The organism is Homoserinimonas aerilata, assembly GCF_006716125.1.
Lineage (GTDB): Bacteria > Actinomycetota > Actinomycetes > Actinomycetales > Microbacteriaceae > Homoserinimonas > Homoserinimonas aerilata.
Genome location: NZ_VFOM01000001.1, coordinates 2,111,178 through 2,134,001 on the forward strand (window position 1 = coordinate 2,111,178; position 22,824 = coordinate 2,134,001).

The 22,824-nt window shown below is 65.7% G+C and carries 32 protein-coding genes; 2 read left to right on the forward strand and 30 right to left on the reverse strand.

Annotation, left to right across the window (positions count from 1 at the left end; all coding sequences use genetic code 11):
* On the reverse strand, positions 1-1,857 hold the full coding sequence (glmS, locus tag FB562_RS09910) for a glutamine--fructose-6-phosphate transaminase (isomerizing) (RefSeq protein WP_141880960.1): 1,857 nt from the start codon (positions 1,855-1,857) through the stop codon (positions 1-3).
* Between the two features lie 65 nt (positions 1,858-1,922).
* Between glmS and coaA the strand changes: the two genes are divergently transcribed.
* Positions 1,923-2,870, forward strand: coding sequence for a type I pantothenate kinase (coaA, locus tag FB562_RS09915; protein WP_246081422.1), 948 nt, complete (start codon positions 1,923-1,925; stop codon positions 2,868-2,870).
* Positions 2,871-2,955: 85 nt separating this feature from the next.
* Here the strand turns inward: coaA and glmM are convergent, their stop codons facing one another.
* The 4 genes from glmM to FB562_RS09935 form a co-directional block, all read right to left on the reverse strand.
* Positions 2,956-4,317, reverse strand: a complete 1,362-nt coding sequence (gene glmM, locus FB562_RS09920; RefSeq protein ID WP_141880962.1) for a phosphoglucosamine mutase — start codon at positions 4,315-4,317, stop codon at positions 2,956-2,958.
* Positions 4,318-4,330: 13 nt separating this feature from the next.
* On the reverse strand, positions 4,331-4,825 hold the full coding sequence (rpsI, locus tag FB562_RS09925; protein WP_141880963.1) for a 30S ribosomal protein S9: 495 nt from the start codon (positions 4,823-4,825) through the stop codon (positions 4,331-4,333).
* Between the two features lie 33 nt (positions 4,826-4,858).
* Positions 4,859-5,305, reverse strand: a complete 447-nt coding sequence (gene rplM / locus FB562_RS09930) for a 50S ribosomal protein L13 (protein ID WP_141880964.1) — start codon at positions 5,303-5,305, stop codon at positions 4,859-4,861.
* A 170-nt stretch (positions 5,306-5,475) separates the two neighbouring features.
* The gene (locus tag FB562_RS09935) at positions 5,476-6,420 is read right to left on the reverse strand and encodes a tRNA pseudouridine synthase A (protein WP_185740510.1); all 945 of its coding nucleotides are present in this window, start codon (positions 6,418-6,420) and stop codon (positions 5,476-5,478) included.
* Positions 6,421-6,498: 78 nt separating this feature from the next.
* Between FB562_RS09935 and FB562_RS09940 the strand changes: the two genes are divergently transcribed.
* The gene (locus FB562_RS09940) at positions 6,499-8,478 is read left to right on the forward strand and encodes an acyltransferase family protein (RefSeq protein WP_141880965.1); all 1,980 of its coding nucleotides are present in this window, start codon (positions 6,499-6,501) and stop codon (positions 8,476-8,478) included.
* Between the two features lie 305 nt (positions 8,479-8,783).
* Here FB562_RS09940 and rplQ read toward each other — a convergent pair whose 3' ends face one another.
* The 25 genes from rplQ to rplB all read right to left on the reverse strand — a co-directional run bounded on the left by rplQ (position 8,784) and on the right by rplB (position 22,810).
* Complete coding sequence (gene rplQ / locus FB562_RS09945) at positions 8,784-9,338, reverse strand: 50S ribosomal protein L17 (RefSeq protein ID WP_141880966.1); 555 nt, start codon at positions 9,336-9,338, stop codon at positions 8,784-8,786.
* Positions 9,339-9,405: 67 nt separating this feature from the next.
* Positions 9,406-10,401, reverse strand: coding sequence for a DNA-directed RNA polymerase subunit alpha (locus tag FB562_RS09950; protein WP_141880967.1), 996 nt, complete (start codon positions 10,399-10,401; stop codon positions 9,406-9,408).
* 203 nt (positions 10,402-10,604) lie between these two features.
* Entirely contained in the window at positions 10,605-11,003 is a 399-nt protein-coding gene (gene rpsK, locus FB562_RS09955; RefSeq protein ID WP_141880968.1) for a 30S ribosomal protein S11, read from the reverse strand.
* A 45-nt stretch (positions 11,004-11,048) separates the two neighbouring features.
* Positions 11,049-11,423 (reverse strand): 30S ribosomal protein S13, encoded by a 375-nt coding sequence (gene rpsM / locus FB562_RS09960; RefSeq protein ID WP_141880969.1) that lies wholly within the window; start codon positions 11,421-11,423, stop codon positions 11,049-11,051.
* 149 nt (positions 11,424-11,572) lie between these two features.
* A complete protein-coding gene (rpmJ, locus tag FB562_RS09965) occupies positions 11,573-11,689 on the reverse strand; it encodes a 50S ribosomal protein L36 (protein WP_022893853.1) in 117 nt (38 codons plus the stop codon).
* 95 nt (positions 11,690-11,784) lie between these two features.
* Complete coding sequence (infA, locus tag FB562_RS09970; protein WP_141880970.1) at positions 11,785-12,006, reverse strand: translation initiation factor IF-1; 222 nt, start codon at positions 12,004-12,006, stop codon at positions 11,785-11,787.
* Between the two features lie 200 nt (positions 12,007-12,206).
* Positions 12,207-13,043, reverse strand: coding sequence for a type I methionyl aminopeptidase (gene map / locus FB562_RS09975; protein ID WP_141880971.1), 837 nt, complete (start codon positions 13,041-13,043; stop codon positions 12,207-12,209).
* A gap of 9 nt (positions 13,044-13,052) precedes the next feature.
* Positions 13,053-13,658: an adenylate kinase gene (locus FB562_RS09980; RefSeq protein WP_141880972.1), complete on the reverse strand. Its 606-nt coding sequence runs from the start codon at positions 13,656-13,658 to the stop codon at positions 13,053-13,055.
* Entirely contained in the window at positions 13,655-14,977 is a 1,323-nt protein-coding gene (secY, locus tag FB562_RS09985) for a preprotein translocase subunit SecY (protein WP_141880973.1), read from the reverse strand. Before secY ends, FB562_RS09980 begins: the two co-directional genes overlap by 4 nt.
* A gap of 67 nt (positions 14,978-15,044) precedes the next feature.
* Positions 15,045-15,782, reverse strand: a complete 738-nt coding sequence (gene rplO, locus FB562_RS09990; RefSeq protein WP_141880974.1) for a 50S ribosomal protein L15 — start codon at positions 15,780-15,782, stop codon at positions 15,045-15,047.
* The gene (gene rpmD, locus FB562_RS09995) at positions 15,782-15,964 is read right to left on the reverse strand and encodes a 50S ribosomal protein L30 (RefSeq protein WP_185740511.1); all 183 of its coding nucleotides are present in this window, start codon (positions 15,962-15,964) and stop codon (positions 15,782-15,784) included. The genes rplO and rpmD overlap by 1 nt, the downstream gene beginning before the upstream one ends.
* Positions 15,964-16,635, reverse strand: coding sequence for a 30S ribosomal protein S5 (gene rpsE, locus FB562_RS10000; RefSeq protein ID WP_141880976.1), 672 nt, complete (start codon positions 16,633-16,635; stop codon positions 15,964-15,966). The genes rpmD and rpsE overlap by 1 nt, the downstream gene beginning before the upstream one ends.
* 38 nt (positions 16,636-16,673) lie before the next feature.
* Positions 16,674-17,045, reverse strand: a complete 372-nt coding sequence (rplR, locus tag FB562_RS10005; protein ID WP_141880977.1) for a 50S ribosomal protein L18 — start codon at positions 17,043-17,045, stop codon at positions 16,674-16,676.
* Positions 17,046-17,047: 2 nt separating this feature from the next.
* Positions 17,048-17,584 (reverse strand): 50S ribosomal protein L6, encoded by a 537-nt coding sequence (gene rplF / locus FB562_RS10010; protein ID WP_141880978.1) that lies wholly within the window; start codon positions 17,582-17,584, stop codon positions 17,048-17,050.
* A 6-nt stretch (positions 17,585-17,590) separates the two neighbouring features.
* Entirely contained in the window at positions 17,591-17,989 is a 399-nt protein-coding gene (gene rpsH / locus FB562_RS10015) for a 30S ribosomal protein S8 (protein ID WP_141880979.1), read from the reverse strand.
* Between the two features lie 68 nt (positions 17,990-18,057).
* Positions 18,058-18,645 (reverse strand): 50S ribosomal protein L5, encoded by a 588-nt coding sequence (gene rplE, locus FB562_RS10020; RefSeq protein ID WP_141880980.1) that lies wholly within the window; start codon positions 18,643-18,645, stop codon positions 18,058-18,060.
* Positions 18,645-18,995 carry a 50S ribosomal protein L24 gene (rplX, locus tag FB562_RS10025; RefSeq protein ID WP_141880981.1) on the reverse strand — a complete coding sequence of 117 codons (351 nt, stop codon included), beginning with the start codon at positions 18,993-18,995 and terminating at the stop codon, positions 18,645-18,647. The genes rplE and rplX overlap by 1 nt, the downstream gene beginning before the upstream one ends.
* Positions 18,996-18,997: 2 nt before the next feature.
* On the reverse strand, positions 18,998-19,366 hold the full coding sequence (rplN, locus tag FB562_RS10030) for a 50S ribosomal protein L14 (RefSeq protein WP_141880982.1): 369 nt from the start codon (positions 19,364-19,366) through the stop codon (positions 18,998-19,000).
* Between the two features lie 29 nt (positions 19,367-19,395).
* Positions 19,396-19,704: a 30S ribosomal protein S17 gene (gene rpsQ, locus FB562_RS10035; protein WP_141880983.1), complete on the reverse strand. Its 309-nt coding sequence runs from the start codon at positions 19,702-19,704 to the stop codon at positions 19,396-19,398.
* On the reverse strand, positions 19,704-20,030 hold the full coding sequence (gene rpmC, locus FB562_RS10040; protein ID WP_141880984.1) for a 50S ribosomal protein L29: 327 nt from the start codon (positions 20,028-20,030) through the stop codon (positions 19,704-19,706). The genes rpsQ and rpmC overlap by 1 nt, the downstream gene beginning before the upstream one ends.
* On the reverse strand, positions 20,030-20,449 hold the full coding sequence (gene rplP / locus FB562_RS10045) for a 50S ribosomal protein L16 (protein ID WP_141880985.1): 420 nt from the start codon (positions 20,447-20,449) through the stop codon (positions 20,030-20,032). The genes rpmC and rplP overlap by 1 nt, the downstream gene beginning before the upstream one ends.
* A 2-nt stretch (positions 20,450-20,451) precedes the next feature.
* The gene (rpsC, locus tag FB562_RS10050) at positions 20,452-21,255 is read right to left on the reverse strand and encodes a 30S ribosomal protein S3 (RefSeq protein WP_141880986.1); all 804 of its coding nucleotides are present in this window, start codon (positions 21,253-21,255) and stop codon (positions 20,452-20,454) included.
* On the reverse strand, positions 21,255-21,650 hold the full coding sequence (gene rplV / locus FB562_RS10055; protein ID WP_141880987.1) for a 50S ribosomal protein L22: 396 nt from the start codon (positions 21,648-21,650) through the stop codon (positions 21,255-21,257). Before rplV ends, rpsC begins: the two co-directional genes overlap by 1 nt.
* A 24-nt stretch (positions 21,651-21,674) precedes the next feature.
* Positions 21,675-21,956: a 30S ribosomal protein S19 gene (rpsS, locus tag FB562_RS10060; RefSeq protein ID WP_141880988.1), complete on the reverse strand. Its 282-nt coding sequence runs from the start codon at positions 21,954-21,956 to the stop codon at positions 21,675-21,677.
* 14 nt (positions 21,957-21,970) lie between these two features.
* The gene (gene rplB, locus FB562_RS10065; protein WP_141880989.1) at positions 21,971-22,810 is read right to left on the reverse strand and encodes a 50S ribosomal protein L2; all 840 of its coding nucleotides are present in this window, start codon (positions 22,808-22,810) and stop codon (positions 21,971-21,973) included.
* Between the last annotated feature and the right edge of the window lie 14 nt (positions 22,811-22,824).

Genomic DNA, 22,824 nt, shown 5'->3' on the forward strand with positions numbered 1-22,824 from the left:
CTACTCGACCGTGACCGACTTGGCGAGATTGCGCGGCTGATCCACATCGAGCCCCTTGGCGCTCGCCAGCTCAAGCGCAAAGATCTGCAGCGGGATGACCGCCAGCAACGGTTCCATGAACTTCGACGCCAGCGGCACCGGGATGACCACATCGGCGTACGGAAGAACCGCCGCATCGCCCTGCTCGGCAATCACCAGCACGCGTGCACCGCGGGCCCTGATCTCCTGAATGTTCGAGACAACCTTCTTGTGCAGCGAATCGGGGTCGCGCGGGCTCGGCACGACAACGAACACGGGCACGCCCGGCTCGATCAGCGCGATCGGCCCGTGCTTGAGCTCGCCGGCCGCGAAGCCCTCCGCGTGGATGTAGGCGATCTCCTTGAGCTTGAGCGCACCCTCGAGGGCGACAGGGAAGCCGACATGGCGCCCCAGGAACAGCACCGAACGTGTGTCCGCCATCCAGCCGGCGAGCTGGGTGATCGTCTCGTGCTGCTTCAGCACGGTCTCCATCTGCTCGGGGAGCTGCTGCAGATCCTCGACGACATCGGCGATCGCCGCGGCCGACATGCTGCCGCGCACCGTCGCCAGATGCAGACCCAGAAGGTACAGCGCCACGACCTGGGCGACGAACGCCTTCGTCGACGCAACCGCGACCTCGGGGCCGGCATGCGTGTAGACGACGGCATCCGACTCGCGCGGGATCGTCGCGCCCTGCGTGTTGCAGATCGAGAGCGTGCGTGCGCCATTCTCGCTGGCGTACTTGACGGCCATGAGCGTGTCCATGGTCTCGCCCGACTGGCTGATCGACACAACGAGCGTGTTGGGCGTGAGAATCGGATCCCGGTAGCGGAACTCGTGCGACAGCTCCACCTCGACGGGGATACGGGTCCACGCCTCGATCGCATACTTGGCGAGCAGGCCCGAATAGTTGGCCGTTCCCGCGCCGACGATCACAATGCGCTCGACATCCTTCAGAGCATCCGCCCCGATAGCCTCAAGCTCCTGCAGGTGCACCTCGCCATCAACGGCGCGGCCGAGCAGCGTCTTCGCGACAGCCTCAGGCTGCTCCGTGATCTCCTTGACCATGAAACTCGACCAGCCGCCCTTCTCCGCGGCGGAGGCATCCCAGGCGACCTCGAACTCCTTGGCGACGACCGGGTTGCCATCGAAGTCGGTGACGGTGACACTGTCGGTCGTGATGATGGCGAGCTGGTCCTGGCCGATCTCCATCGCGCGGTGCGTGTGCTCCACGAACGCGGCCACATCGGAGCCGAGGAAGTTCTCGCCGTCACCCAGCCCGATCACAAGCGGAGAGTTGCGGCGGGCGCCGACGACGACACCCGGCTGATCCTGGTGCATCACCAGCAGGGTGAAGGCGCCGTGCAGGCGGTCGACGACCGAGCGCAGCGCCTCGGCGAGGTCACGCTTCTCGCGATAGGCGCGGCCCACGAGCAGTGCCGCGACCTCGCTGTCCGTCTCACTGAGAAACACGGTGTCGGGGTCTTCGTCGAGAAGCTCCTGCTTGAGCTCAGCGAAGTTCTCGATGATGCCGTTGTGGATGAGGGCAAGCTTGCCGTCGTCGCCGAGATGCGGATGCGCGTTGCCATCGGTGGGGCCGCCATGCGTCGCCCAGCGGGTGTGGCCGATGCCCGTGCGCCCGTTGCCGAGCGGATGCTCCGCCAGCTCATCGACCAGCTCCTGGAGCTTGCCCGACTTCTTACGGGTGCCAACGGCCCCCGAATCATCGATCACGGCGATGCCGGCCGAGTCATAGCCGCGGTACTCGAGGCGGCGCAGGCCACCCATCAGTACCTCGATGCTCTTGTCATTGCCGACGTAACCCACGATTCCACACATAGGCCCGATTTTACGACACCCCCGCTGCACAAAAGGCCATCAGTCATCCGGATATGATTCTCGCAATGTCTGACCCCACCAACGCCGCAGGCGGCAGCACGCCCTTCCTCGAGATCGAACGGGCGGAATGGGCCGCACTCGCGCCCGCCACAGAACTGCCACTCACCCCCGACGATCTCGTCGGACTGCGGGGTCTCGGCGACGCCCTCGAACTTGATGAGGTGGCGGATGTCTACCTTCCGCTGAGCAAACTGCTCAACCTCTATGCGGTCAACACGCGCCAGCTGCACGCCGCCACAAGCTCGTTTCTGGGCGAACGCTCGCCGCGCACCCCCTTCGTGATCGGCATCGCCGGCTCCGTCGCCGTCGGCAAGTCCACGATCGCCCGCCTGCTGCGCATGCTCCTCGCCCGCTGGGAGTCGACGCCGCGCGTCGACCTGCTCACCACCGACGGATTCCTCCTGCCCAACGCCGAGCTGCACCGGCGCGGCATCATGGACCGCAAGGGATTCCCCGAGTCGTACGACCGCAGGGCCCTACTGCGCTTCATCACCCAGGTGAAGAGCGGGGTGGCCGAAGTGCGCGCCCCTGTCTACTCTCACCTCAACTACGACATCATCCCCGGCGCTGAGGCGGTGGTGCGAAGCCCCGACATCCTCATCGTCGAAGGTCTCAACGTGCTGCAGCCTCCGCGCGCCGGGCGCAAGCTCGCCGTGAGCGACCTGTTCGACTTCAGCATCTACGTCGACGCCAGAACAGCGGACATCACGCGCTGGTACGAGGAGCGCTTCCTCAAGCTGCAGCGCGGCGCGTTCTCCGACCCGCAGTCATACTTCCACCGCTACGCGACGCTGAGTGAACCGGAGGCGCGGGCGACCGCGGCCGACATCTGGAGCCGCATCAACCTGCCCAACCTGAGCGAGAACATCTTGCCCACCCGATCGCGGGCCACCCTCGTTCTACGCAAGAACGCTGAGCACCGGGTGCACGAGGTTCTGCTCCGCAAGATCTGAGCTCGCCGGCTCGCCTCGCGCAAGCTCCGCCGGCTGAGGGAGCACTCCTCGGGCGCTCGTCTCGAAGCCGGGGTCCCGTGCAGCATCACGCGAGGTGCGTGCGTACCGCCTCGGCGAGTTCTTCTGCGGCGCGCTTCGCCGTCTCTTCGTCGGCCGCTTCGACCATGACGCGCACCATCGGCTCGGTGCCGGAGGGGCGCAGCAGCACGCGGCCGTTGTCGCCCAGCTTCGCTTCCCACTCTGCGACGGCAGCCGCAACCTCGGCGCTGCCGGCGAGGCGTTCCCGGTCGACGCCGCGCACGTTGATCATCTCCTGCGGGTAGACGGTCATGACGGTGGCCAGCTCCGCGAGGGTCTTGCCCGTGCGGGTGAGCTCGGCGGCCAGGTGCAGCCCTGTGAGGATGCCGTCGCCGGTCGTGGCGTAGTCGCTCATGATCACATGCCCGGACTGTTCGCCGCCGAGGTTATAGCCGTTCTCGTTCAGCGCCTCGAGCACATACCTGTCGCCGACAGCGGTGAGCACCATCTTTATGCCGTGCTGCTCCATGGCAAGACGCAGCCCCAGGTTGCTCATGACGGTCGCCACAAGGGTGTCGTCCTTGAGCAGCCCGCGCTCCTTCATGGAGAGCGCGAGGATGGCCATGATCTGGTCACCGTCGACGATGCGACCCTCGTGGTCCACGGCGAGGCAGCGGTCGGCATCGCCGTCGTGGGCGATACCCAGGTCGGCGCCGTGCGCAAGAACCGCGTCAGCGAGTTTGTCGAGGTGCGTCGATCCGACGCCGTCATTGATGTTGTACCCGTCGGGGTCGGCCCCGATCACGGTCACGCGGGCACCCGCATCCGTGAACACCTGCGGTGAGACCCCGGATGCGGCGCCGTGCGCACAGTCGAGCACGATGTGCAGGCCTTCGAGCCGAGCGGGAAGCGTCGACAGCAGGTGCACGACGTAGCGATCCTCGGCGTCGGCGAAGCGGCGGATGCGCCCCACCTCGACACCGGTGGGTGCGAGCTTGCGCCCCGTGGTGAACGACTGCTCGATGCGATCTTCGACGATGTCGGGCAGCTTGGTGCCGCCGACTGCGAAGATCTTGATGCCGTTGTCGTCGGCCGGGTTGTGCGAGGCCGAGATCATCACGCCGAAGTCTGCGCGGATGTCCTTGATCAGGAACGCGGCGGCCGGGGTCGGGATGACCCCCGCATCCAGCACGTCGACCCCCGAACTCGAGAGCCCCGCCGCCACTGCGGCGGCGATGAACTCACCTGAGATACGGGGGTCGCGGGCTATGACTGCGACAGGGCGACGACCGGATGCTCTCCGGCCGTCGGCGACGCGACCCTGCCCCAGGACCACAGCGGCCGATTGAGCCAGCCCGAGGGCGAGCTCGACCGTGAGGTCCTGATTGGCGAGGCCGCGGACACCGTCGGTGCCGAAGAGTCGTGCCATGACGAAGCGCGGACTAGCGCTTCGAGAACTGCGAAGCCTTGCGGGCCTTCTTGAGACCGGCCTTCTTGCGCTCGATGACGCGAGCGTCACGAGTGAGGAAGCCGGCCTTCTTGAGCGACGGGCGGTTGTTCTCGCGGTCGATCTCGTTCAGCGAACGGGCGATCGCGAGGCGCAGCGCACCGGCCTGGCCGGAGGGGCCACCACCGGTGATCTTCGCGACGACGTCGTAGCTGCCGAGCAGGTCGAGAACCTTGAACGGGTCATTGATGAGCTGCTGGTGCAGCTTGTTCGGGAAGTAGTCCGCGAGCTCGCGGCCGTTCACCGTGAAGCTGCCGCCTCCGGGAACGATACGAACGCGCGCGATGGCCTGCTTGCGACGGCCGACGGCCGCACCCGCAACGTTGAGCACGGCACGGGGAGCCTTGGGGGCCTCCGACGCGGGGGTCTCGGTCGAGTAGCCCTCGGTAGCCAGCTCGGCCTGGTCGATGGAGTCTGAGATCTTCGCCATTGTGTTGGGAATCCTTATTTCTTACGGCCGGCGCTACTGCGCGACCTGGCCGAGGGTGTAGGTCGTGGGCTGCTGTGCAGCGTGGGGGTGCTCGGGGCCTGCGTAGACCTTGAGCTTGGCGAGCTGGGCGCGGCCGATCGAGTTCTTCGGCAGCATGCCGCGAACAGCCTTCTCGACGGCGCGCGTCGGGTGCTTCTCGAGCAGCTCCGAGTAGGTGGTGGCCGTGAGGCCGCCCGGGTAACCGGAGTGACGGTAGGCCTTCTTCTGAGCGAGCTTGGAGCCCGTCAGCGCGACCTTGTCGGCGTTGATGATGATGACGAAGTCGCCCATGTCCATGTGGGGAGCGAAGGTCGCCTTGTGCTTGCCGCGGAGCAGGACCGCCACGTGGCTGGCGAGACGGCCCAGTACGACATCGGTCGCGTCGATGATGAGCCAGTTACGCTCGACATCCTTGGGCGTGGGAGAAAAGGTGCGCGTCACAGTAGTGCTGCTTTCTTCGATCGAGTGAGGTGTTCGTGAATCCCGCTCCGGGGGCGTGTTGTCGCATCGATGACGCGAGAACAGGGCCGGTGGAGGGCTCAGTCGGGCGCTGCGCACAGAGTCGCAGACACCAAGGATCAACTTTAGCCGAAGCATCCGCCCCGGTCAATTCAGTCGATCGGATCCCGTCGCGCCCTCGTCTGCGTCGCCCGCGCCTCCAGCTCGTCGTCCGGCGGGTAGCCGACCTCCACGAGCGTCAGCCCCTTCGCCGGCATCACCTTGAACTCGCTGCCGCGCACGCGCTCGTCGCGGATACGTGCAGCACCGCGCTCGGGCAACGCCCCCTGCCCCACCGAGACGCACGCGCCGACCAGTGAACGCACCATGCTGTGGCAGAACGCATCCGCCCGCACCGTCGCCACCAGCACGCCGCCCTCGTCGCGCCGCCATGAGAACTCCTGAAGCGTGCGCACCGTCGTCGCGCCCTCCCGCGGCTTGCAGTACGCCGCCCAGTCGTGCAGGCCCAGCAGCTCGTCCGCCGCCGTGTTCATGGCGTCCAGGTCGAGCGCCGCCGGGTACCAGACCGTCCGATTGCGCTCGAGCGGATTCCTGGGCGCACCCCGGTCGGCGATCCTGTACTCGTAGCGGCGCCAGACAGGAGAGAAGCGGGCGTCGAAACCCGGCGCGGCCAACGTCGACGATGCGATGTGCACATCGCTCTCCAGACCCGCGATGCCGTTGACGCGGCGGGCCAGGGACGCCGCAGCTGTCTCCGTAGGTGAGGTCTCCGCATCCAGCACCGCACCGCTGCGCCCCGCCCTGCGCGAGCCGCGGGGGCGGTCGAGGGAAGCGAGCTGCTCTGCCGTCAGATCGACATGGGCGACCTGACCGGTCGCGTGCACCCCCGCATCCGTCCTGCCCGCGACGACGAGCGTCGGAAGGGGCAGGTGGCGGCGGAACAGAATGTCGAGGCTCTTGTCGATCTCGCCCTGAACCGTGCGCAGACCCGGCTGGTGCGCCCAGCCCCGAAAGTCGGTGCCGTCATAGGCGATGTTCAGACGGATGCGCGTCAGCTCTTCCTCGCCATCGGGGCGCCCGGCATCCGTCGAATCCACGCACCGAGTCTACGAGTCGGCGCACCGCCCGCTCGACTTGACCGCCCGCACACTTCGGGGGAGCATCGATGTGCGCCCATGAAGACCTCCCCCACCCCCGCTGACACCTCGGCACCGCCACAGCCCTCCGCCCCCGCCAGATTCGCGGGACTCGACGGGCTGCGTGCCATCGCCGTGCTCCTCGTCATCGCCTACCACCTGTTCCCTGGCACGCTCGACGGCGGTTTCATCGGCGTCGACGTGTTCTTCGTCATCAGCGGCTTCCTCATCACCGCGCTCCTGCTGCGCGAGCACACGGATGCCGGCCGCATCCGGCTGGGCCGCTTCTGGCTGCGCAGGGCACGCCGCCTGCTACCCGCCCTCGGCCTGCTGGTGCTCGCCTGCGCCACCGCAGCCTGGACCATCGGCGGTGACGTCATCGTCGGGCTGGGCCGGCAGGTGCTCGGGGCGGCCACCTTCAGCAGCAACTGGCTGTCGCTCGCCGCCAGCCAGAGCTATTTCGACCAGGCCACGCCTGAACTGTTCCGCAACCTCTGGTCACTCGCCGTCGAGGAGCAGTTCTACCTCCTGTGGCCGCTCCTGCTGCTGGCCCTGCTGCTCATCCGGGCACCCTGGGTCCGCATCACGGTCATGATCGCGGCTGCGGCAGCATCCGCAGTGGGCATGGCGCTGCTGCTATCACCACTCGGCGACCCCACCCGCGTCTACTACGGCACCGACACCCACAGTTTCGGGCTCATGCTGGGCGCGGCGCTCGCGCTGCTCGTCGCACGGGCCCCCGTCTCCGCCCCGTGGCTGCGGCGGGTCCTCGCGGGGGCAGGCGCAGTCTCGCTTGTCGGGATCATCGCTGCGGGCGTGATGCTGTCAGCGGATGCCGCCACCACCTACCGGGGCGGCCTCGTCATCGTCGCCCTGCTCAGCGTCCTCGTCGTGCTCGGGGCAACACACGGCTCCCCCTCTGATGGCACGGGCGCGGGGGCCTGGTTCGGTCGCGCGCTCGACGTGCAGCCCCTCCGTTGGATCGGCGAACGCTCCTACGGGCTCTACCTGTGGCACTGGCCGGTGCACGTGCTGCTTCTCGCCGCACTGCCGCACGAGGCCGCCATCACAGCGCCGTCGTGGCTTCTCGGGACCATCGCCCTCGTCATCACTGTGGCAGCCTCTGCCGCTTCCCACCGTTTCGTCGAGCAGCCGGTGAGGAGGCTCGGCTTCCGGGGCGCGCTACGGGCCGGATGGCGTCGGGCATTCCCCGGATGGCTGACCGGCCCGGCAGGGCATCCGAAGAGCAGCACCGGCCGCCGCGGGCTGCGGGCCGTCGCCGGGATCGCCGCAGTCGCCCTACTGGTGGGCGCCGGTGCCGCGACGACCGCAGGCATCATCGCGGACCCGGGGGCGGGCACCGTGCAGACGCAGATCGAGGCGGGGCAGAAGGCGATCGCAGAATCGGCGACGCCGGCGCCTTCCGCACCACCCGCCGACGGCCAGGCATCCGATACGCCGAGCGCGCACGAGGAACCCGTGACGTTGCCGGCCGGCGACCAGATCACCGCCATCGGCGACTCGGTGATGCTCGCCTCGGCAAGATCGCTGCAGGAGGAGTTCCCGGGCATCGACATCGACGCGACCGTCTCGCGTCAGTTCTCGAGCGCACCGGAACTCATCCGTACCCGCCTCGAGGCCGGCACCCTGCGCCCCACCGTGCTGCTGGGGCTCGGCACGAACGGCCCGATCGACCGCGAGGCCCTCGCCGAGGTTCGCAAGGAACTCGGAACAGAGCATCAGCTCGTGCTCGTGAATGTCTTCGCCGCCCGGTCATGGACCGACGGGGTCAACACCGCGCTCACGTCCTTCGCCCAGCAGTACCGCGACGTGGAGCTGGCCAACTGGCGCGACTCGATCGCACCGCAGACGTCTCTGCTCGCCCGCGACAACATCCACCCCGGCGATGCCGGTGGTCGCGTCTATGCGGCCGCCGTGCGCGACGCGCTGCAGCGGCTCGCTGAGCTGCCGCCCCTGCTCGGCCCCCGAGACTTCGGCCTCGCCGCGCGCCCCGTCTGACCCGCCGGCCCCGCACCGCCGTCCACGCCTCGACTCGCCGGTAGCGGCTGTGGTTTGTCGCGACGGCTGCAGAACGTTCCACAGCCGTCGCGACAAACCACAGCCGCCGGGCACACCCGACACTTCGCGACAGAACCGCCCCAGGCGCGAGTGCACCCGTGTCGCGAAGTGTCGGGCGAGGGGCGGATGCGGCACCGCGGATGCGAGGGGCCGGCGCGACGGCTGGAAACAGCGCAGCGGATGCGAGGGGCCGTGAAACGAAGAAGGCCCCGCTCGATGAGCGGGGCCTTCTTCTCTGCGACGTGCTACTTCTTGTCTGCTGCGTCCTCGGTCGACTCCGTGTCGGCCTCGGCTGCCGCGGTCTCCTCGACGGGGGCTTCAGCGGCCTCGGTCTCGACTGCGGCGTCCTCAGCGGTCTCCTCGGCCGGAGTCTCCTCTGCGGGAGCCTCGACCTTGGCGGCCTTGGCCGGCTTGTCAGCCTTGGCCTTCGGCTTTGCGTTCACGGGCTCGAGCACGAGCTCGATCTGCACCATGGATGCGTTGTCGCCCTTGCGGAAGCCCAGCTTCGTGATGCGGGTGTAGCCGCCCTCACGCTCAGCAACGAGCGGCGCGATCTCGGTGAAGAGCTCGTGCACGACCGTCTTGTCGCTGATGATGCCGAGCACGCGACGACGCGAGTGCAGGTCTCCGCGCTTGGCGAAGGTGACGAGGCGCTCGGCGACGGGGCGGAGGCGCTTGGCCTTCGTCTCGGTCGTCTTGATGCTCTTGTGGGTGAACAGCGCAGCTGCGAGGTTGGCAAGCAGCAGGCGCTCGTGGGCGGGTCCGCCTCCGAGACGAGGACCCTTCGTGGGCTTAGGCATTTTCTAGATCTCCAGTAGTAAAAATTGTGGTGTCAGGCTGCACTGCGACGGCTGTGGGCCGACGCGGTCAGTTGCCCTCTTCGGCTTCTTCGTATCCGCTGTAGAAGTGGGCACCGTCGAAGCCGGGAACGCTGTCCTTCAGGGACAGGCCCATCTCGACGAGCTTGTCCTTGACCTCATCCACCGACTTCTGCCCGAAGTTGCGGATGTTCATGAGCTGCGTCTCCGAGAGGGCGACAAGCTCACTGACGTTGTTGATGCCCTCGCGCTTGAGGCAGTTGTAGCTGCGCACGGACAGGTCGAGGTCCTCGATGGGCATGCTCAGCTCGGTCGAGAGCACGGCGTCGACGGGTGCCGGGCCGATCTCGATGCCTTCGGCCGCGTTGTTGAGCTCGCGGGCGAGTCCGAACAGCTCGACGAGGGTCTTACCGGCGGAGGCGATGGCGTCGCGAGGCGTGATCGCCGGCTTCGTCTCGACGTCGACGACGAGGCGGTCGAAGTCGGTGCGCTCACCGGCACGAGTTGCCTCGACGCGGTACGTGACCTTGAGGACGGGCGAGTAGATCGAGTCGATCGGGATCTGGCCGGCCTCGCTGAACTCGTTGCGGTTCTGCGTCGCCGAGACGTAGCCGCGGCCGCGCTCGATGGTCAGCTCGAGCTCGAACTTCGCCTTGTCGTTGAGCGTGGCGATGAGCAGCTCCGGGTTGTGGATCTCCACACCGGCGGGAGCGGAGATGTCAGCAGCCGTGACCTGGCCCGCACCCTGCTTGCGCAGGTACGCGGTGATCGGCTCATCGTGCTCGCTGGAGACGACGAGGCCCTTGATGTTCAGGATGATCTCGGTGACGTCTTCCTTGACACCGGCGACCGTGCTGAACTCGTGCAGCACGCCGTCGATGCGGATGCTCGTGACCGCGGCACCCGGGATCGACGAGAGAAGGGTGCGGCGCAGGGAGTTTCCGAGGGTGTAGCCGAAGCCGGGCTCGAGGGGCTCGATCACAAAGCGTGAACGGAACTCGGAGATGTTCTCTTCGGAAAGAGTGGGACGCTGTGCAATGAGCACGTGTATTCCTTTCGGCAAAGTGTCCGCTATTTGACACTGAGGCGTTAATGGACGCTGTGGCGTTCGAACAGGTAGCTGCCCCGCCAGTCGATCTTGTTGAGTTGTGGGAACGTGCTGTGGGTTGAGTAGGGCCACCGGGCCGGAACCGAAACCGGCGACGGTTTCGATGCGACCGCGGGTGGCCTACTCAACCCGCGAACGACTTAGACGCGGCGACGCTTGGGGGGACGGCATCCGTTGTGCGCCTGCGGCGTCACATCGTTGATGCTGCCGACCTCGAGGCCTGCTGCCTGAAGCGAACGGATGGCGGTCTCACGACCCGAACCCGGTCCCTTCACGAAGACGTCGACCTTCTTGACGCCATGCTCCTGCGCCTGGCGAGCTGCCGACTCTGCGGACATCTGTGCGGCGTAGGGGGTCGACTTACGCGATCCCTTGAAGCCGACGACGCCCGAGGACGACCAGCTGAGCACCGCACCCGTGGGGTCGGTGATGGTGACGATGGTGTTGTTGAACGTCGACTTGATGTGGGCCTGGCCCACGGCAACGTTCTTCTTCTCTTTACGACGCGGCTTGCGAGCTGCCGACTTGGGTGCTGCCAATGTTCTCTCCTAAAACCTTGAGTGGCGATGCGAGCCGAGTGGCCGCTATCGGGCCTTCTTCTTGCCGGCGACGGTGCGCTTCGGGCCCTTGCGGGTACGCGCGTTGGTCTTGGTGCGCTGGCCGTGGACGGGAAGGCCGCGACGGTGGCGGATGCCCTGGTAGCTGCCGATCTCGACCTTGCGGCGGATGTCGGCGGCGACCTCGCGGCGGAGGTCACCCTCCACCTTGTAGTTGCCCTCGATGTAGTCGCGCAGCGCGACGAGCTGGTCGTCGGTGAGGTCCTTGACGCGGATGTTCACATCGATGTCGGTTGCCGTGAGCGCCTGAAGCGCCTTGGTACGGCCGACACCGTAGATGTAGGTGAGTGCGACTTCAACGCGCTTGTCGCGCGGAATGTCTACGCCTGCTAGACGAGCCATGGTGGCTTCTCCTGTGTGGTGTGTGGAGGTCTGGAGCAGTACCTGTGCACCGGCCTCCGACCGGTGGTCTCCCCCGCGCCGCGAGGCGTGGGTTCTGGTGCTGCCCTTATATGTTGTTGTTCAGTTGTGGTGACGCTGGTGAAGCCGTCTCAGCCCTGGCGCTGCTTGTGGCGCGGGTTGGACTTGCAGATGACCATGACGTTGCCGTGGCGACGAATCACCTTGCAGTGGTCACAGATGGGCTTGACGCTGGGGTTGACCTTCATTGCTGTTCCTTGGATCTCGCTGTCTTCGTACCTGCAGGATGCTGCGGGCCGTTACTTTCCAGCCGGATGCCGCGGGCGGCATCCGTTGTGCGTCACTACTTGTAGCGATAGACGATGCGGCCGCGGGTCAGGTCATAGGGGCTCAGCTCCACGATCACGCGGTCCTCGGGGAGGATGCGGATGTAGTGCTGGCGCATCTTGCCCGAGATGTGGGCGAGAACCCTGTGGCCGTTGCTGAGCTCAACGCGGAACATCGCGTTGGGCAGGGCTTCGACTACGGATCCTTCGATCTCGATGACACCGTCTTTTTTGGCCATTGCCTCTTCGTCGCTAATAGGTAGTGAATGCTGGTCGTGCGGATTGTGATGCCGTCACCATCCGGGCGGTGAAACCACCCGAAGGATCCCCGTCTGAGACGAGAAAGCAGGCACGCAGAAACGGCCCTAAGACACCAAGGATCAATCTTATGCGATCAACCGGGTTTTAACCAAGTCGGGCCTATACTGCTCAGCCCGCTCTAAGGGATCGGGACGGGGGTGACCCCGAGCGGCTTCAGCTGGGCCGCACCACCGTCATGGGCGGTCGTGACCCAGATGCCGCCGGCGTGCACCGCGACGCTGTGCTCCCAGTGGGCAGCCGCGGTGCCGTCGCTCGTCGCGATCGTCCAGTCGTCCTCCCGGACGAAGGTGTCGATGCCACCGAGCGTGACCATGGGCTCGATCGCGACGCACAGCCCCGGCTTGACCGCGGGGCCACGATCGCGCACCCGATAGTTGAACACCGTGGGGGCCTCATGCATGGAGCGCCCGATGCCGTGACCGACATAGTCCTCGAGGATGCCGAAGGTGCCCTCAGAGTCGATGAAGTCCTCGATCGCGCCACCGACCTCGTTGAGATGGCTGGCCCTCGCGAGCGCGGCGACGCCGTGCCACAGCGAGATCTCGGTGACGTCGGAGAGCCGCTGCCGCTCCGCGACGAGTTCGGGGCGGGAGGCGTCGGGGACGACGACCGTGATGGCCGAGTCGCCATTCCAGCCCTCGACCTGCGCACCACAGTCGATCGATACGATGTCTCCGGCCTCGATGACACGCGGGCCGGGGATGCCGTGCACGACATCCTCATTGACGGATGCGCAGATCGTGTGGTGGTACCCGGGGACGAGCGCGAAGTTCGGTTCGCCGCCGCCGTCGCGGATGACCTTCTCGGCGATGGCGTCGAGCTCGATCGTGGTCACACCGGGGCGGATCTCTGCGCGTACCGCGTCGAGGGCTTTCGCCGTGAGCACGCCGGGGGCGAGCATCAGCCGAAGCTGTGCGGGCGACTTGTAGATGTTCCGCCTACCGAGGCCGGCCATGCACTTGCCTCAGTTCGTGGCGCTGGGGGCGTTCGCGACGATCCCCCGGGCTGCGAGGCCATCGATGATGCGGGCGGTGACGTCGTCGACGGCACCGATCGCATCGATCTTGATCAGGATGCCCCGGGCGTCGTAGATGTCGATGAGCGGCTCGGTCTGCTCACGGTAGACGTCGAGGCGGTGGCGAACCACGTTCTCGTCGTCGTCGCTGCGGCCCTGCTCGATCGCGCGCTTACGCAGCCGCTCGACCACGACATCCGGATCGGCGACCAGCTCGACGACAACGTCAAGCGCGGTGTCGTGGCCAGCGAGGAAGTCCTGGAGTTCGCGGACCTGATCGGTCGTGCGCGGGTAGCCGTCGAGCAGGAAGCCTTCGGCCGCGTCCTCTTCGGCGAGGCGGTCACGGATGAGCGCGTTCGTGAGCGAATCGGGCACATTGTCGCCGGCGTCCATGAACGCCTTCGCCTTCTTGCCGAGCTCGGTCTCGTTCTTCACATTGCTGCGGAAGATGTCGCCCGTGGAGATCGCGGGGATGCCATAGGCCTCAGCCAGCCGCACGGCCTGCGTGCCCTTGCCCGCGCCGGGCGGGCCGATCAGAAGGAGTCGTGCTGTCATCGAAGGAGCCCCTCGTAGTGTCGCTGCTGCAGCTGCGAGTCGATCTGCTTGACCGTCTCAAGACCAACACCGACGATGATCAGGATGCTGGCGCCGCCGAATGGGAAGTTCTGGTTGGCACCCACCGTGGCGAGCGCGATGAGCGGGATGAGCGCCACGATGCCGAGGTAGAGCGAACCGGGAAGCGTGACCCTGGTGAGCACGTAGTCGAGGTACTCCGCCGTCGGGCGGCCCGCACGGATGCCCGGGATGAAGCCGCCGTACTTCTTCATGTTGTCTGCGACCTCTTCGGGGTTGAAGGTGATCGCGACGTAGAAGTACGTGAACCCGATGATGAGCACGAAGTACACGGCCATGTAGAGCGGGTTGTCGCCCGAGGTCAGGTTGTCCTGCACCCACTGCACCCACGGGGCCGGCAGGTCACCGTTCGCCGGCTGGTTGAACTGCGCGATGAGGGCGGGCAGGTACAGCAGCGACGAGGCGAAGATCACGGGGATCACGCCTGCCATGTTGACCTTGATCGGGATGTAGGTGTTGTTGCCACCGTAGGTGCGACGCCCGACCATACGCTTCGCGTACTGCACCGGAACACGGCGCTGGGACTGCTCGACGAAGACGACCGCCGTCATGATGACGAGGCCGACCGCGAGAACCAGCAGGAAGATCTCGAAGGAGCGGGCGACGGCGATGCTCCACAGAGCGGTCGGGAACGTCGCGGCGATCGAGATGAAGATGAGGAGCGACATGCCGTTGCCGATGCCGCGCTCGGTGATGAGCTCACCCATCCACATGATGAGGCCGGTACCGGCGGTCATCGTGATGACCATCAGCAGGATGGCGTACCAGGCGTCGTTGGTGATGAGCGCCGAGCAGTCAGCCGAGCCGTTGGACCCGAAGAGGGTGCCGCTGCGGGCGACCGTGACGAGTGTCGTCGACTGCAGAACGCCGAGGCCGATCGTGAGGTAACGCGTGTACTGCGTCAGCTTGGCCTGGCCGGACTGGCCCTCCTTGTAGAGGGTGTCGAAGTGGGGGATGACCACGCGCAGCAACTGCACGATGATCGAGGCCGTGATGTACGGCATGATGCCCAGCGCAAAGACGGAGAGTTGAAGGAGCGCGCCACCGCTGAACAGGTTGACGAGCTCGTAGAGGCCTGTGGGGCCGGACTGCGACGAGAGGCAGCTCTGCACGTTCGCATAGTCGACGAACGGCGAGGGGATGAACGAGCCGAGACGGAAGATCGCCACGATACCGAGCGTGAAGCCTATCTTCCTCCGCAGATCGGGCGTGCGAAAAATCCGCGCGATAGCTCTGAACACGAGGCCTCCTGGTTGTGCTTTTCGGGTGAGCCAGACGGGTGGCCCCAGCAGGGGCCACCCGGGATGACTACTTGACGGAGCCGCCCGCTGCGACGATCTTCGCCTCTGCCGAGCCGGAGACCTTGTCCACTGCAACGTTCAGCTTAACGCCAACTTCACCCTGGCCAAGAACCTTGACCTTCTCGTTCTTGCGGACCGCACCCTTTGCCACGAGGTCGCTCGTGGTGACATCGCCGCCCTTGGGGTACAGCTCAGCGAGCTTCTCGAGGTTGACGACCTGATACTCGACGCGGAACGGGTTCTTGAACCCGCGCAGCTTCGGAGCACGCATGATGCTGTTCAGGTTTCCACCCTCGAGCCCGACGCGCACCTGGTAACGAGCCTTCGTTCCCTTGGTACCGCGACCGGCCGTCTTACCCTTGGAGCCCTCACCACGACCAACGCGGGTCTTGGCGGTCTTCGAGCCGGGGGCCGGACGGAGGTGGTGCATCTTCAGCACCTGGGGACGCGACTCGGTCTCGTCCTTCGGGGCTGCCTTCTTCGCGGGGGCCTTGGCCGGAGCCTTCGCAGGTGCCTCAGCCTTGGTGGCCGCGCTCGCCTTGGAGGCCGGGGCCTTCTCGGCAGCGGTCTTGGCGGGTGCCTTGGCGGCAGCAGCCTTGGCCGGAGCCTTGGCAGCAGCAGCCTTGGCGGGAGCCTTGTCTGCGGCAGCCTTCGCAGGCGCCTTCTTCTCAGCAGCAGCCTTGGCGGGTGCCTTGGCTGCGGCCTTTGCCGGAGCCTTAGCGGCCGGCTTCTTCTCTTCAGCCATTAGTCAATCTCCTCGACCTTCACCAGGTGGGCGACGGTACGGACGTAGCCGCGGTTCTGCGCATTGTCCTCGCGCACGACGGAGTCGTTGATGCGCTTGAGGCCCAAGCTGCGCAGCGTGTCACGCTGGTTCTGCTTCTCACTGATTTTGGACTTGATCTGGGTTACCTTCAGGCGAGCCATCAGACACCTGCCTTCGTTGCCTCGGCCTTGGCCGTGGCGGCCTGGATCCGCAGGATCTGCTCGGGCACGACGTCTTCGATCGAGAGGCCACGACGCGCAGCAACTGCGGCGGGCTCCTCGAGCTCCTTCAGTGCCGTCACAGTCGCACGGACGATGTTGATCGTGTTCGACGAGCCGAGCGACTTGCTCAGGACGTCATGGATGCCTGCACACTCGAGCACGGCGCGCACCGGACCACCGGCGATAACACCGGTACCTGCGGCGGCCGGACGGAGCAGCACGACACCGGCGGCGGACTCGCCCTGCACGGGGTGCGGGATGGTCTTGCCGACGCGGGGGACGCGGAAGAAGTTCTTCTTCGCCTCCTCGACACCCTTGCTGATCGCGGTGGGCACCTCGCGTGCCTTGCCGTAGCCGACGCCGACCAGACCGTTGCCGTCGCCGACGACCACGAGAGCGGTGAAGCTGAAGCGACGACCACCCTTCACGACCTTCGAGACGCGGTTGATGGTGACGACGCGCTCCAGGAACTGGCTCTTGTCTGAGTCACGGCTTCCGCGCTGCTGGTTGGGGTTGCGCTCGCGACCACCGCGGCGAGCCTCACGAGGCTCGTTACGGGTGGGCTCCGACGATGCGGCAGTCTCCACGGGCGTCTCGGCTACTTCAGCCACAGCCTGCTCCTTGCTAGTTGTAGCGCTGTTATCAGTGCTCACAGGTTCAATCCACCCTCTCGCGCTCCATCGGCGATGGCCGCAACGCGACCCGCGTAACGGCTGCCACCCCGGTCGAATACGACGTCAACCACACCGGCCTGCTTCGCACGCTCAGCGACAAGCTCGCCGACCTTGCGGGCCTTGGCGGTCTTGTCACCGTCGAGGCTGCGGAGGTCCGCCTCCATCGTCGATGCGGATGCGACCGTGCGGCCCTTGCTGTCATCGACGACCTGCACGAAGACGTGACGGGCCGAACGGGTGACGACGAGGCGCGGACGCGCCTCCGTGCCCACGATCTTCTTGCGAAGACGGGTGTGCCGGCGAGCCTTGGCGGCCGACTTGCTCTTACCTCTGGTTCCGAGAGCCATGATTACTTACCACTCTTTCCGGCCTTGCGGCGGACTACCTCGCCGGCGTACCGCACACCCTTGCCCTTGTAAGGCTCAGGCTTGCGCAGCTTGCGAATGTTTGCGGCGGTCTCGCCGACCTGCTGCTTGTCGATGCCCTGCACCGTGACCTTGGTGTTCCCCTCGATGGCGAACGAGATGCCAGCAGGCGGATCGACCGTGATCGAGTGCGAGAAGCCGAGAGCGAACTCGAGCGAGTTGCCCTTCTGCGCCACGCGGTAACCGGTACCGACGATCTCGAGGCCCTTGGAATAGCCCTCGGTGACACCGACGATGTTGTTGGCGATCAGGGTGCGGGTCAGCCCGTGCAGCGAGCGCGAGTCGCGCTCGTCGTCGGGGCGGCTGACCAGGATCTGGCCCTCCTCGACCTTGACCTCGATCGGGCTCGCCACGATGAGCGAAAGCTCACCCTTGGGGCCCTTGACGGTGACGGCAGAGCCATCGACCTTGATGTCGACACCCGCGGGGATGTCGATGGGAAGACGTCCGATTCGTGACATGACTGATTACCACACGTAGGCGAGGACTTCCCCACCCACGCCCTTCTTGGTCGCCTGGCGGTCCGTGAGGAGGCCAGAGGAGGTCGACAGGATGGCAACGCCAAGGCCACCGAGAACACGCGGGATCTCGGTCGACTTCGCGTAGACCCGGAGGCCCGGCTTCGACACGCGCTTGATGCCCGCAATGGTGCGCTCGCGATTGGGGCCGTACTTCAGGTCGATGGTCAGCGTCTGTCCGACGCGAGCGTCCTCGACCTTCCAGTCGCCGATGTAGCCCTCAGTCTTGAGGATCTCGGCGATGTGGGCCTTGAGCTTGCTGTTCGGCATCGACACTGTCTCGTGGTACGCCGAGTTGGCGTTACGCAGTCTGGTCAGCAGGTCTGCGACCGGATCTGTCATTGTCATTGTGTTTGTTTCCTAATCTCGAATGGTTTCGACATCCGTTACACGGATGGCGACCTTGTCGATCGGTGTTACCTGGTTGCCGCGTCAGACGCCTTGAACGGGAACCCGAGAGCCTTGAGCAGTGCCCGGCCCTCATCGTCGTTCTTCGCCGTCGTGACGATGGTGATGTCGAAGCCGCGAACGCGGTCGATCTTGTCCTGGTCGATCTCGTGGAACATTGACTGCTCGTTGAGGCCGAAGGTGTAGTTGCCGTTGCCGTCGAACTGCCTGTCGCTGAGTCCACGGAAGTCGCGGATACGCGGAAGCGCGAGCGTGACGAGGCGGTCGATGAACTCCCAGGCACGGTCGCCACGAAGCGTGACGTGCGCGCCGATGGGCTGGCCCTCGCGAAGCTTGAACTGCGCGATCGACTTGCGGGCGGCGGTGACCTGCGGCTTCTGGCCGGTGATCGCGGTGAGGTCGCGAACGGCCCCGTCGATCACCTTGCTGTCGCGCGCGGCCTCGCCGACACCCGTGTTGACGACGACCTTGACGATCGTCGGCACCTGGTGCACGTTCGAGAACTCGAAGTCGCTCTTCAGCTGAGCGGCGATCTCGTTACGGTACTTGAGCTTGAGGCGGGGCTGGATTTTGCCAGCCACTGCAGTCTCGGTCATTACAGGTCCTTACCTGACTTCTTGGCGTAACGGACGCGCACGGTCTTGCCGGCAGCATTCGTCTCGACGCGGTGGCCGACGCGGGTCGGCTTCTTGGATTCGGGGTCGACGAGCGCGACGTTCGAGATGTGAAGCGGAGCTTCGTGGGTCTCGATGCCACCCGTCTTGGTTCCGCGCTGGGTCTGGCCGACGCGGACATGCTTCGTGACGAAGTTCACACCCTCGACGACGACGCGATTCTTCTCCACGATGATCTCGAGCACGCGACCCTGCTTGCCGCGGTCTCCACCGCGGGCCTGGGTGCGGCCACTGATCACCTGGACGAGGTCGCCCTTTTTGATCTTCGCCATGACTAAATAACCTCCGGTGCCAGCGAGACGATCTTCATGAACTTCTTGTCACGAAGCTCGCGACCGACCGGCCCGAAGATACGGGTACCGCGGGGGTCCCCATCCGCCTTCAGGATGACGGCAGCGTTCTCGTCAAACTTGATGTACGAGCCGTCGGGACGACGCGTCTCCTTCTTCGTGCGGACGATGACCGCCTTCACGATGTCGCCCTTCTTCACGTTGCCGCCCGGGATCGCATCCTTGACCGTGGCGACAATGACGTCACCCAGACCCGCATAACGACGGCCGGAGCCGCCGAGCACGCGAATCGTGAGCAGCGTCTTGGCGCCGGTGTTGTCGGCAACCTTGACTCTGGATTCCTGCTGAAGCATCTCTTATACCTTTCAGAGCAAGCCGAGGCTTACTTGGCCTTCTCGAGAATCTCGACCAGGCGCCAGCGCTTCGTGGCGCTGAGCGGACGGGTCTCGCTGATGACGACCAGGTCGCCGATACCGGCGGAGTTGGTCTCGTCGTGAACCTTGCGCTTCTCGGTGCGGCGGATGACCTTGCCGTACAGCGGGTGCTTCACGCGGTCCTCAACCTCGACGACGATGGTCTTGTCCATCTTGTCGCTGGTGACGTAGCCGCGCTGCGTCTTGCGGTAGCCGCGGACGAGCTTGGCGTCGTCGGCGACAGGTGCTGCGGTCTTCGCAGCCTCAGTCTTAGCCATTACTTGGCCTCCTCAGTCTCGGCGGCCTCGGGAGCCGCAGCTGCGGCATCCTTCTTGGCCTTCGTCTTCTTCTCGGCCTTGGCCGGAGCCTCAACCGGGGCGGGCGTCGCACGGATGCCCAGCTCACGCTCACGGATGACCGTGTAGATGCGGGAGATGTCGCGCTTGACAGCGCGCAGGCGGCCATGGCTCTCGAGCTGACCGGTGGCCGACTGGAAGCGCAGGTTGAACAGCTCCTCCTTGGCCTTCTTCAGCTCGTCGAGGAGACGACCATCTTCAAAAGTGTCGAGCTCGGTGGGGCTGAGCTCCTTGGATCCGATCGCCATTATGCGTCGCCCTCCTCGCGCTTGATGATGCGCGCCTTAAGTGGAAGCTTGTGGATAGCACGGGTGAGTGCCTCGCGGGCAACGGTCTCGTCGACGCCGGCGAGCTCGAAGAGCACGCGACCCGGCTTGACGTTGGCGACCCACCACTCGGGCGAACCCTTACCGGAACCCATGCGGGTCTCGGCCGGCTTCTTGGTCAGCGGGCGGTCGGGGTAGATGTTGATCCACACCTTTCCACCACGCTTGATGTGACGCGTCATGGCGATACGAGCGGCCTCGATCTGGCGGTTCGTGACGTACGCGGGCGTGATCGCCTGGATGCCGTACTCGCCGAACGACACAGTCGTACCACCGGTAGCGTGTCCGCTGCGACCGGGGTGGTGCTGCTTGCGGAACTTGACCTTACGTGGAATCAACATTGTTATGCCTCAACTCCTGCTGCTGCTACGGGAGCGGCCTCTGCCTTGGGGGCAGCACCAGCCGCACCGGCGCCCGCACCACGGCGGGGGCGGTCGTCACGGCGGTCATCACGACGCTCGGGGCGCGACGACTTCTGGTTGGCCTGCTCGCGGGCGAGCTCCTTGTTGGTGATGTCACCCTTGTAGATCCAGACCTTCACGCCGATGCGGCCGAAGGTGGTGCGGGCCTCGTAGAAGCCGTAATCGATGTTCGCGCGCAGAGTGTGCAGCGGAACGCGACCCTCACGGTAGAACTCCGAGCGGCTCATCTCGGCGCCACCGAGGCGGCCCGAGACCTGGATGCGAACACCCTTGACCAGCGAGGAACGCTGGGCGCCCTGCAGGCCCTTGCGCATCGCGCGGCGGAAGGCCACACGAGCGGCAAGCTGCTCAGCGATGCCCTGGGCGACCAGCTGCGCTTCAGCCTCGGGGTTCTTCACCTCGAGGATGTTCAGCTGGATCTGCTTCTTCGTGAGCTTCTCGAGGTCGGTGCGGATGCGCTCCGCCTCGGCGCCACGACGACCGATCACGATGCCCGGACGGGCGGTGTGAATGTCGACGCGAACGCGGTCACGGGTGCGCTCGATCTCGATGCGGGCCACGCCTGCACGGTCCAGCGACGTCTTGAGCAGGTTGCGGATCTTGATGTCCTCAGCCACGAAGTCGGCGTAGCGCTGACCGGGCTTGGTGCTGTCGGCGAACCACCGCGACACATGGTCGGTGGTGATTCCCAGACGGAAACCGTAGGGATTTACTTTCTGGCCCATTACTTCTTTCCTGCCTTCGCAGTCGTCTTATTCGCCTCGGCCTCATCCGGCGTGGCCAGGACCACGGTGATGTGGCTGGTGCGCTTCAGGATCTGGAACGCACGACCCTGCGCACGCGGCTGGAACCGCTTGAGCGTCGTGCCCTCGTCGACGTAGGCCTGGCTCACGTACAGGTCCTGCTCATCCAGGAAGCTGTTGCTGGCATCCGCCTTGACCCGTGCGTTCGCGATCGCCGAAGCGACCAGCTTGTACACGGGCTCACTCGCACCCTGCGGCGCGAACTTGAGGATGGCCAGGGCTTCCTGAGCCTGCTTGCCGCGGATCATGTTGACGACACGACGAGCCTTCATAGGGGTCACGCGGATGTGACGCACGCGTGCGATCGACTCCACCATTTCTCTACCTCCTTCGCCACCGCGTTAGCGGCGACGACCCTTCTTGTCGTCCTTCACGTGTCCACGGAAGGTGCGCGTGGGAGCGAACTCACCGAGCTTGTGCCCCACCATGGTCTCGGTGATGAACACCGGGATGTGCTTGCGACCGTCATGCACCGCGATGGTGTGCCCCAGGAACGCGGGAACAATCATCGAGCGGCGCGACCAGGTCTTGATCACGTTCTTTGTGCTGGCCTCGTTCTGCGCTGCGACCTTGCGAAACAGGTGGTCGTCAACGAAGGGGCCCTTCTTAAGACTGCGTGGCATCTCTTCTACAACTCCTACTTGCGCTTCTTGCCGACAGTGCGGCGACGAACGATGAGCTTGTCGCTCTCGAGCTTTGACTTGCGGGTGCGACCCTCGGACTGGCCCCACGGGCTGACGGGGTGACGACCACCGGACGTCTTGCCCTCACCACCACCGTGCGGGTGGTCGACCGGGTTCATGGCGACACCACGGACTGTCGGGCGAACGCCCTTCCAGCGCATACGGCCGGCCTTGCCCCAGTTGATGTTCGACTGCTCGGCGTTGCCGACCTCGCCGATCGTGGCGCGGCAGCGAGCATCCACGTTGCGGATCTCGCCGGACGGCATACGCAGCTGGGCGTAGGGGCCATCCTTCGCGACGAGACGCACCGAAGAACCAGCGGAGCGGGCGATCTTGGCGCCGCCGCCCGGCTTGAGCTCGATCGCGTGAATGACGGTACCGACCGGGATGTTGCGCAGCGGCAGGTTGTTGCCCGGCTTGATGTCCGCGCCAGCACCCGACTCGACGATGTCGCCCTGCTTGAGCTTCTCCGGCGCGATGATGTAACGCTTCGTGCCGTCAAGGTAGTGCAGCAGCGCGATACGGGCGGTGCGGTTGGGGTCGTACTCGATGTGAGCGACCTTGGCGTTGACGCCGTCCTTGTCATTGCGACGGAAGTCGATCACGCGGTACTGGCGCTTGTGGCCACCACCGATGTGACGCGTCGTGATGCGACCGGAGTTGTTGCGGCCACCCGTCTTGGGCAGGGGGCGCAGCAGCGACTTCTCGGGAGTCGACCGCGTGATCTCGGCGAAATCTGCCACCGAGGAACCGCGACGACCCGGGGTCGTGGGCTTGTACTTACGAATTGCCATGGGTTATTCCTCTG

Coding starts and splice junctions, on each gene's coding strand:
- rplN (WP_141880982.1), bottom strand. CDS start 19,366: ATGCTTCAGCAGGAATCCAGAGTCAAGGTTGCCGACAACACCGGCGCC.
- infA (WP_141880970.1), bottom strand. CDS start 12,006: ATGGCCAAAAAAGACGGTGTCATCGAGATCGAAGGATCCGTAGTCGAA.
- glmS (WP_141880960.1), bottom strand. CDS start 1,857: ATGTGTGGAATCGTGGGTTACGTCGGCAATGACAAGAGCATCGAGGTA.
- rpsC (WP_141880986.1), bottom strand. CDS start 21,255: ATGGGCCAGAAAGTAAATCCCTACGGTTTCCGTCTGGGAATCACCACC.
- rplX (WP_141880981.1), bottom strand. CDS start 18,995: ATGGCGAAGATCAAAAAGGGCGACCTCGTCCAGGTGATCAGTGGCCGC.
- rpsH (WP_141880979.1), bottom strand. CDS start 17,989: ATGACAATGACAGATCCGGTCGCAGACCTGCTGACCAGACTGCGTAAC.
- FB562_RS09980 (WP_141880972.1), bottom strand. CDS start 13,658: ATGACAGCACGACTCCTTCTGATCGGCCCGCCCGGCGCGGGCAAGGGC.
- map (WP_141880971.1), bottom strand. CDS start 13,043: ATGGCCGGCCTCGGTAGGCGGAACATCTACAAGTCGCCCGCACAGCTT.
- rplV (WP_141880987.1), bottom strand. CDS start 21,650: ATGGTGGAGTCGATCGCACGCGTGCGTCACATCCGCGTGACCCCTATG.
- rpsM (WP_141880969.1), bottom strand. CDS start 11,423: ATGGCTCGTCTAGCAGGCGTAGACATTCCGCGCGACAAGCGCGTTGAA.
- rplE (WP_141880980.1), bottom strand. CDS start 18,645: ATGACCGAGACTGCAGTGGCTGGCAAAATCCAGCCCCGCCTCAAGCTC.
- rplO (WP_141880974.1), bottom strand. CDS start 15,782: ATGGCTGAAGAGAAGAAGCCGGCCGCTAAGGCTCCGGCAAAGGCCGCA.
- rplQ (WP_141880966.1), bottom strand. CDS start 9,338: ATGCCTAAGCCCACGAAGGGTCCTCGTCTCGGAGGCGGACCCGCCCAC.
- rpmC (WP_141880984.1), bottom strand. CDS start 20,030: ATGGCGATCGGATCCAAGGAGCTCAGCCCCACCGAGCTCGACACTTTT.
- rpmD (WP_185740511.1), bottom strand. CDS start 15,964: ATGGCTCGCCTGAAGGTAACCCAGATCAAGTCCAAAATCAGTGAGAAG.
- coaA (WP_246081422.1), top strand. CDS start 1,923: ATGTCTGACCCCACCAACGCCGCAGGCGGCAGCACGCCCTTCCTCGAG.
- rplF (WP_141880978.1), bottom strand. CDS start 17,584: ATGTCACGAATCGGACGTCTTCCCATCGACATCCCCGCGGGTGTCGAC.
- glmM (WP_141880962.1), bottom strand. CDS start 4,317: ATGGCACGACTCTTCGGCACCGACGGTGTCCGCGGCCTCGCCAATCAG.
- rpsQ (WP_141880983.1), bottom strand. CDS start 19,704: ATGGCTAAGACTGAGGCTGCGAAGACCGCAGCACCTGTCGCCGACGAC.
- rpmJ (WP_022893853.1), bottom strand. CDS start 11,689: ATGAAGGTCAACCCCAGCGTCAAGCCCATCTGTGACCACTGCAAGGTG.
- rplB (WP_141880989.1), bottom strand. CDS start 22,810: ATGGCAATTCGTAAGTACAAGCCCACGACCCCGGGTCGTCGCGGTTCC.
- rplR (WP_141880977.1), bottom strand. CDS start 17,045: ATGGCTCTCGGAACCAGAGGTAAGAGCAAGTCGGCCGCCAAGGCTCGC.
- FB562_RS09940 (WP_141880965.1), top strand. CDS start 6,499: ATGAAGACCTCCCCCACCCCCGCTGACACCTCGGCACCGCCACAGCCC.
- rplP (WP_141880985.1), bottom strand. CDS start 20,449: ATGTTGATTCCACGTAAGGTCAAGTTCCGCAAGCAGCACCACCCCGGT.
- rpsI (WP_141880963.1), bottom strand. CDS start 4,825: ATGGCGAAGATCTCAGACTCCATCGACCAGGCCGAGCTGGCTACCGAG.
- rpsS (WP_141880988.1), bottom strand. CDS start 21,956: ATGCCACGCAGTCTTAAGAAGGGCCCCTTCGTTGACGACCACCTGTTT.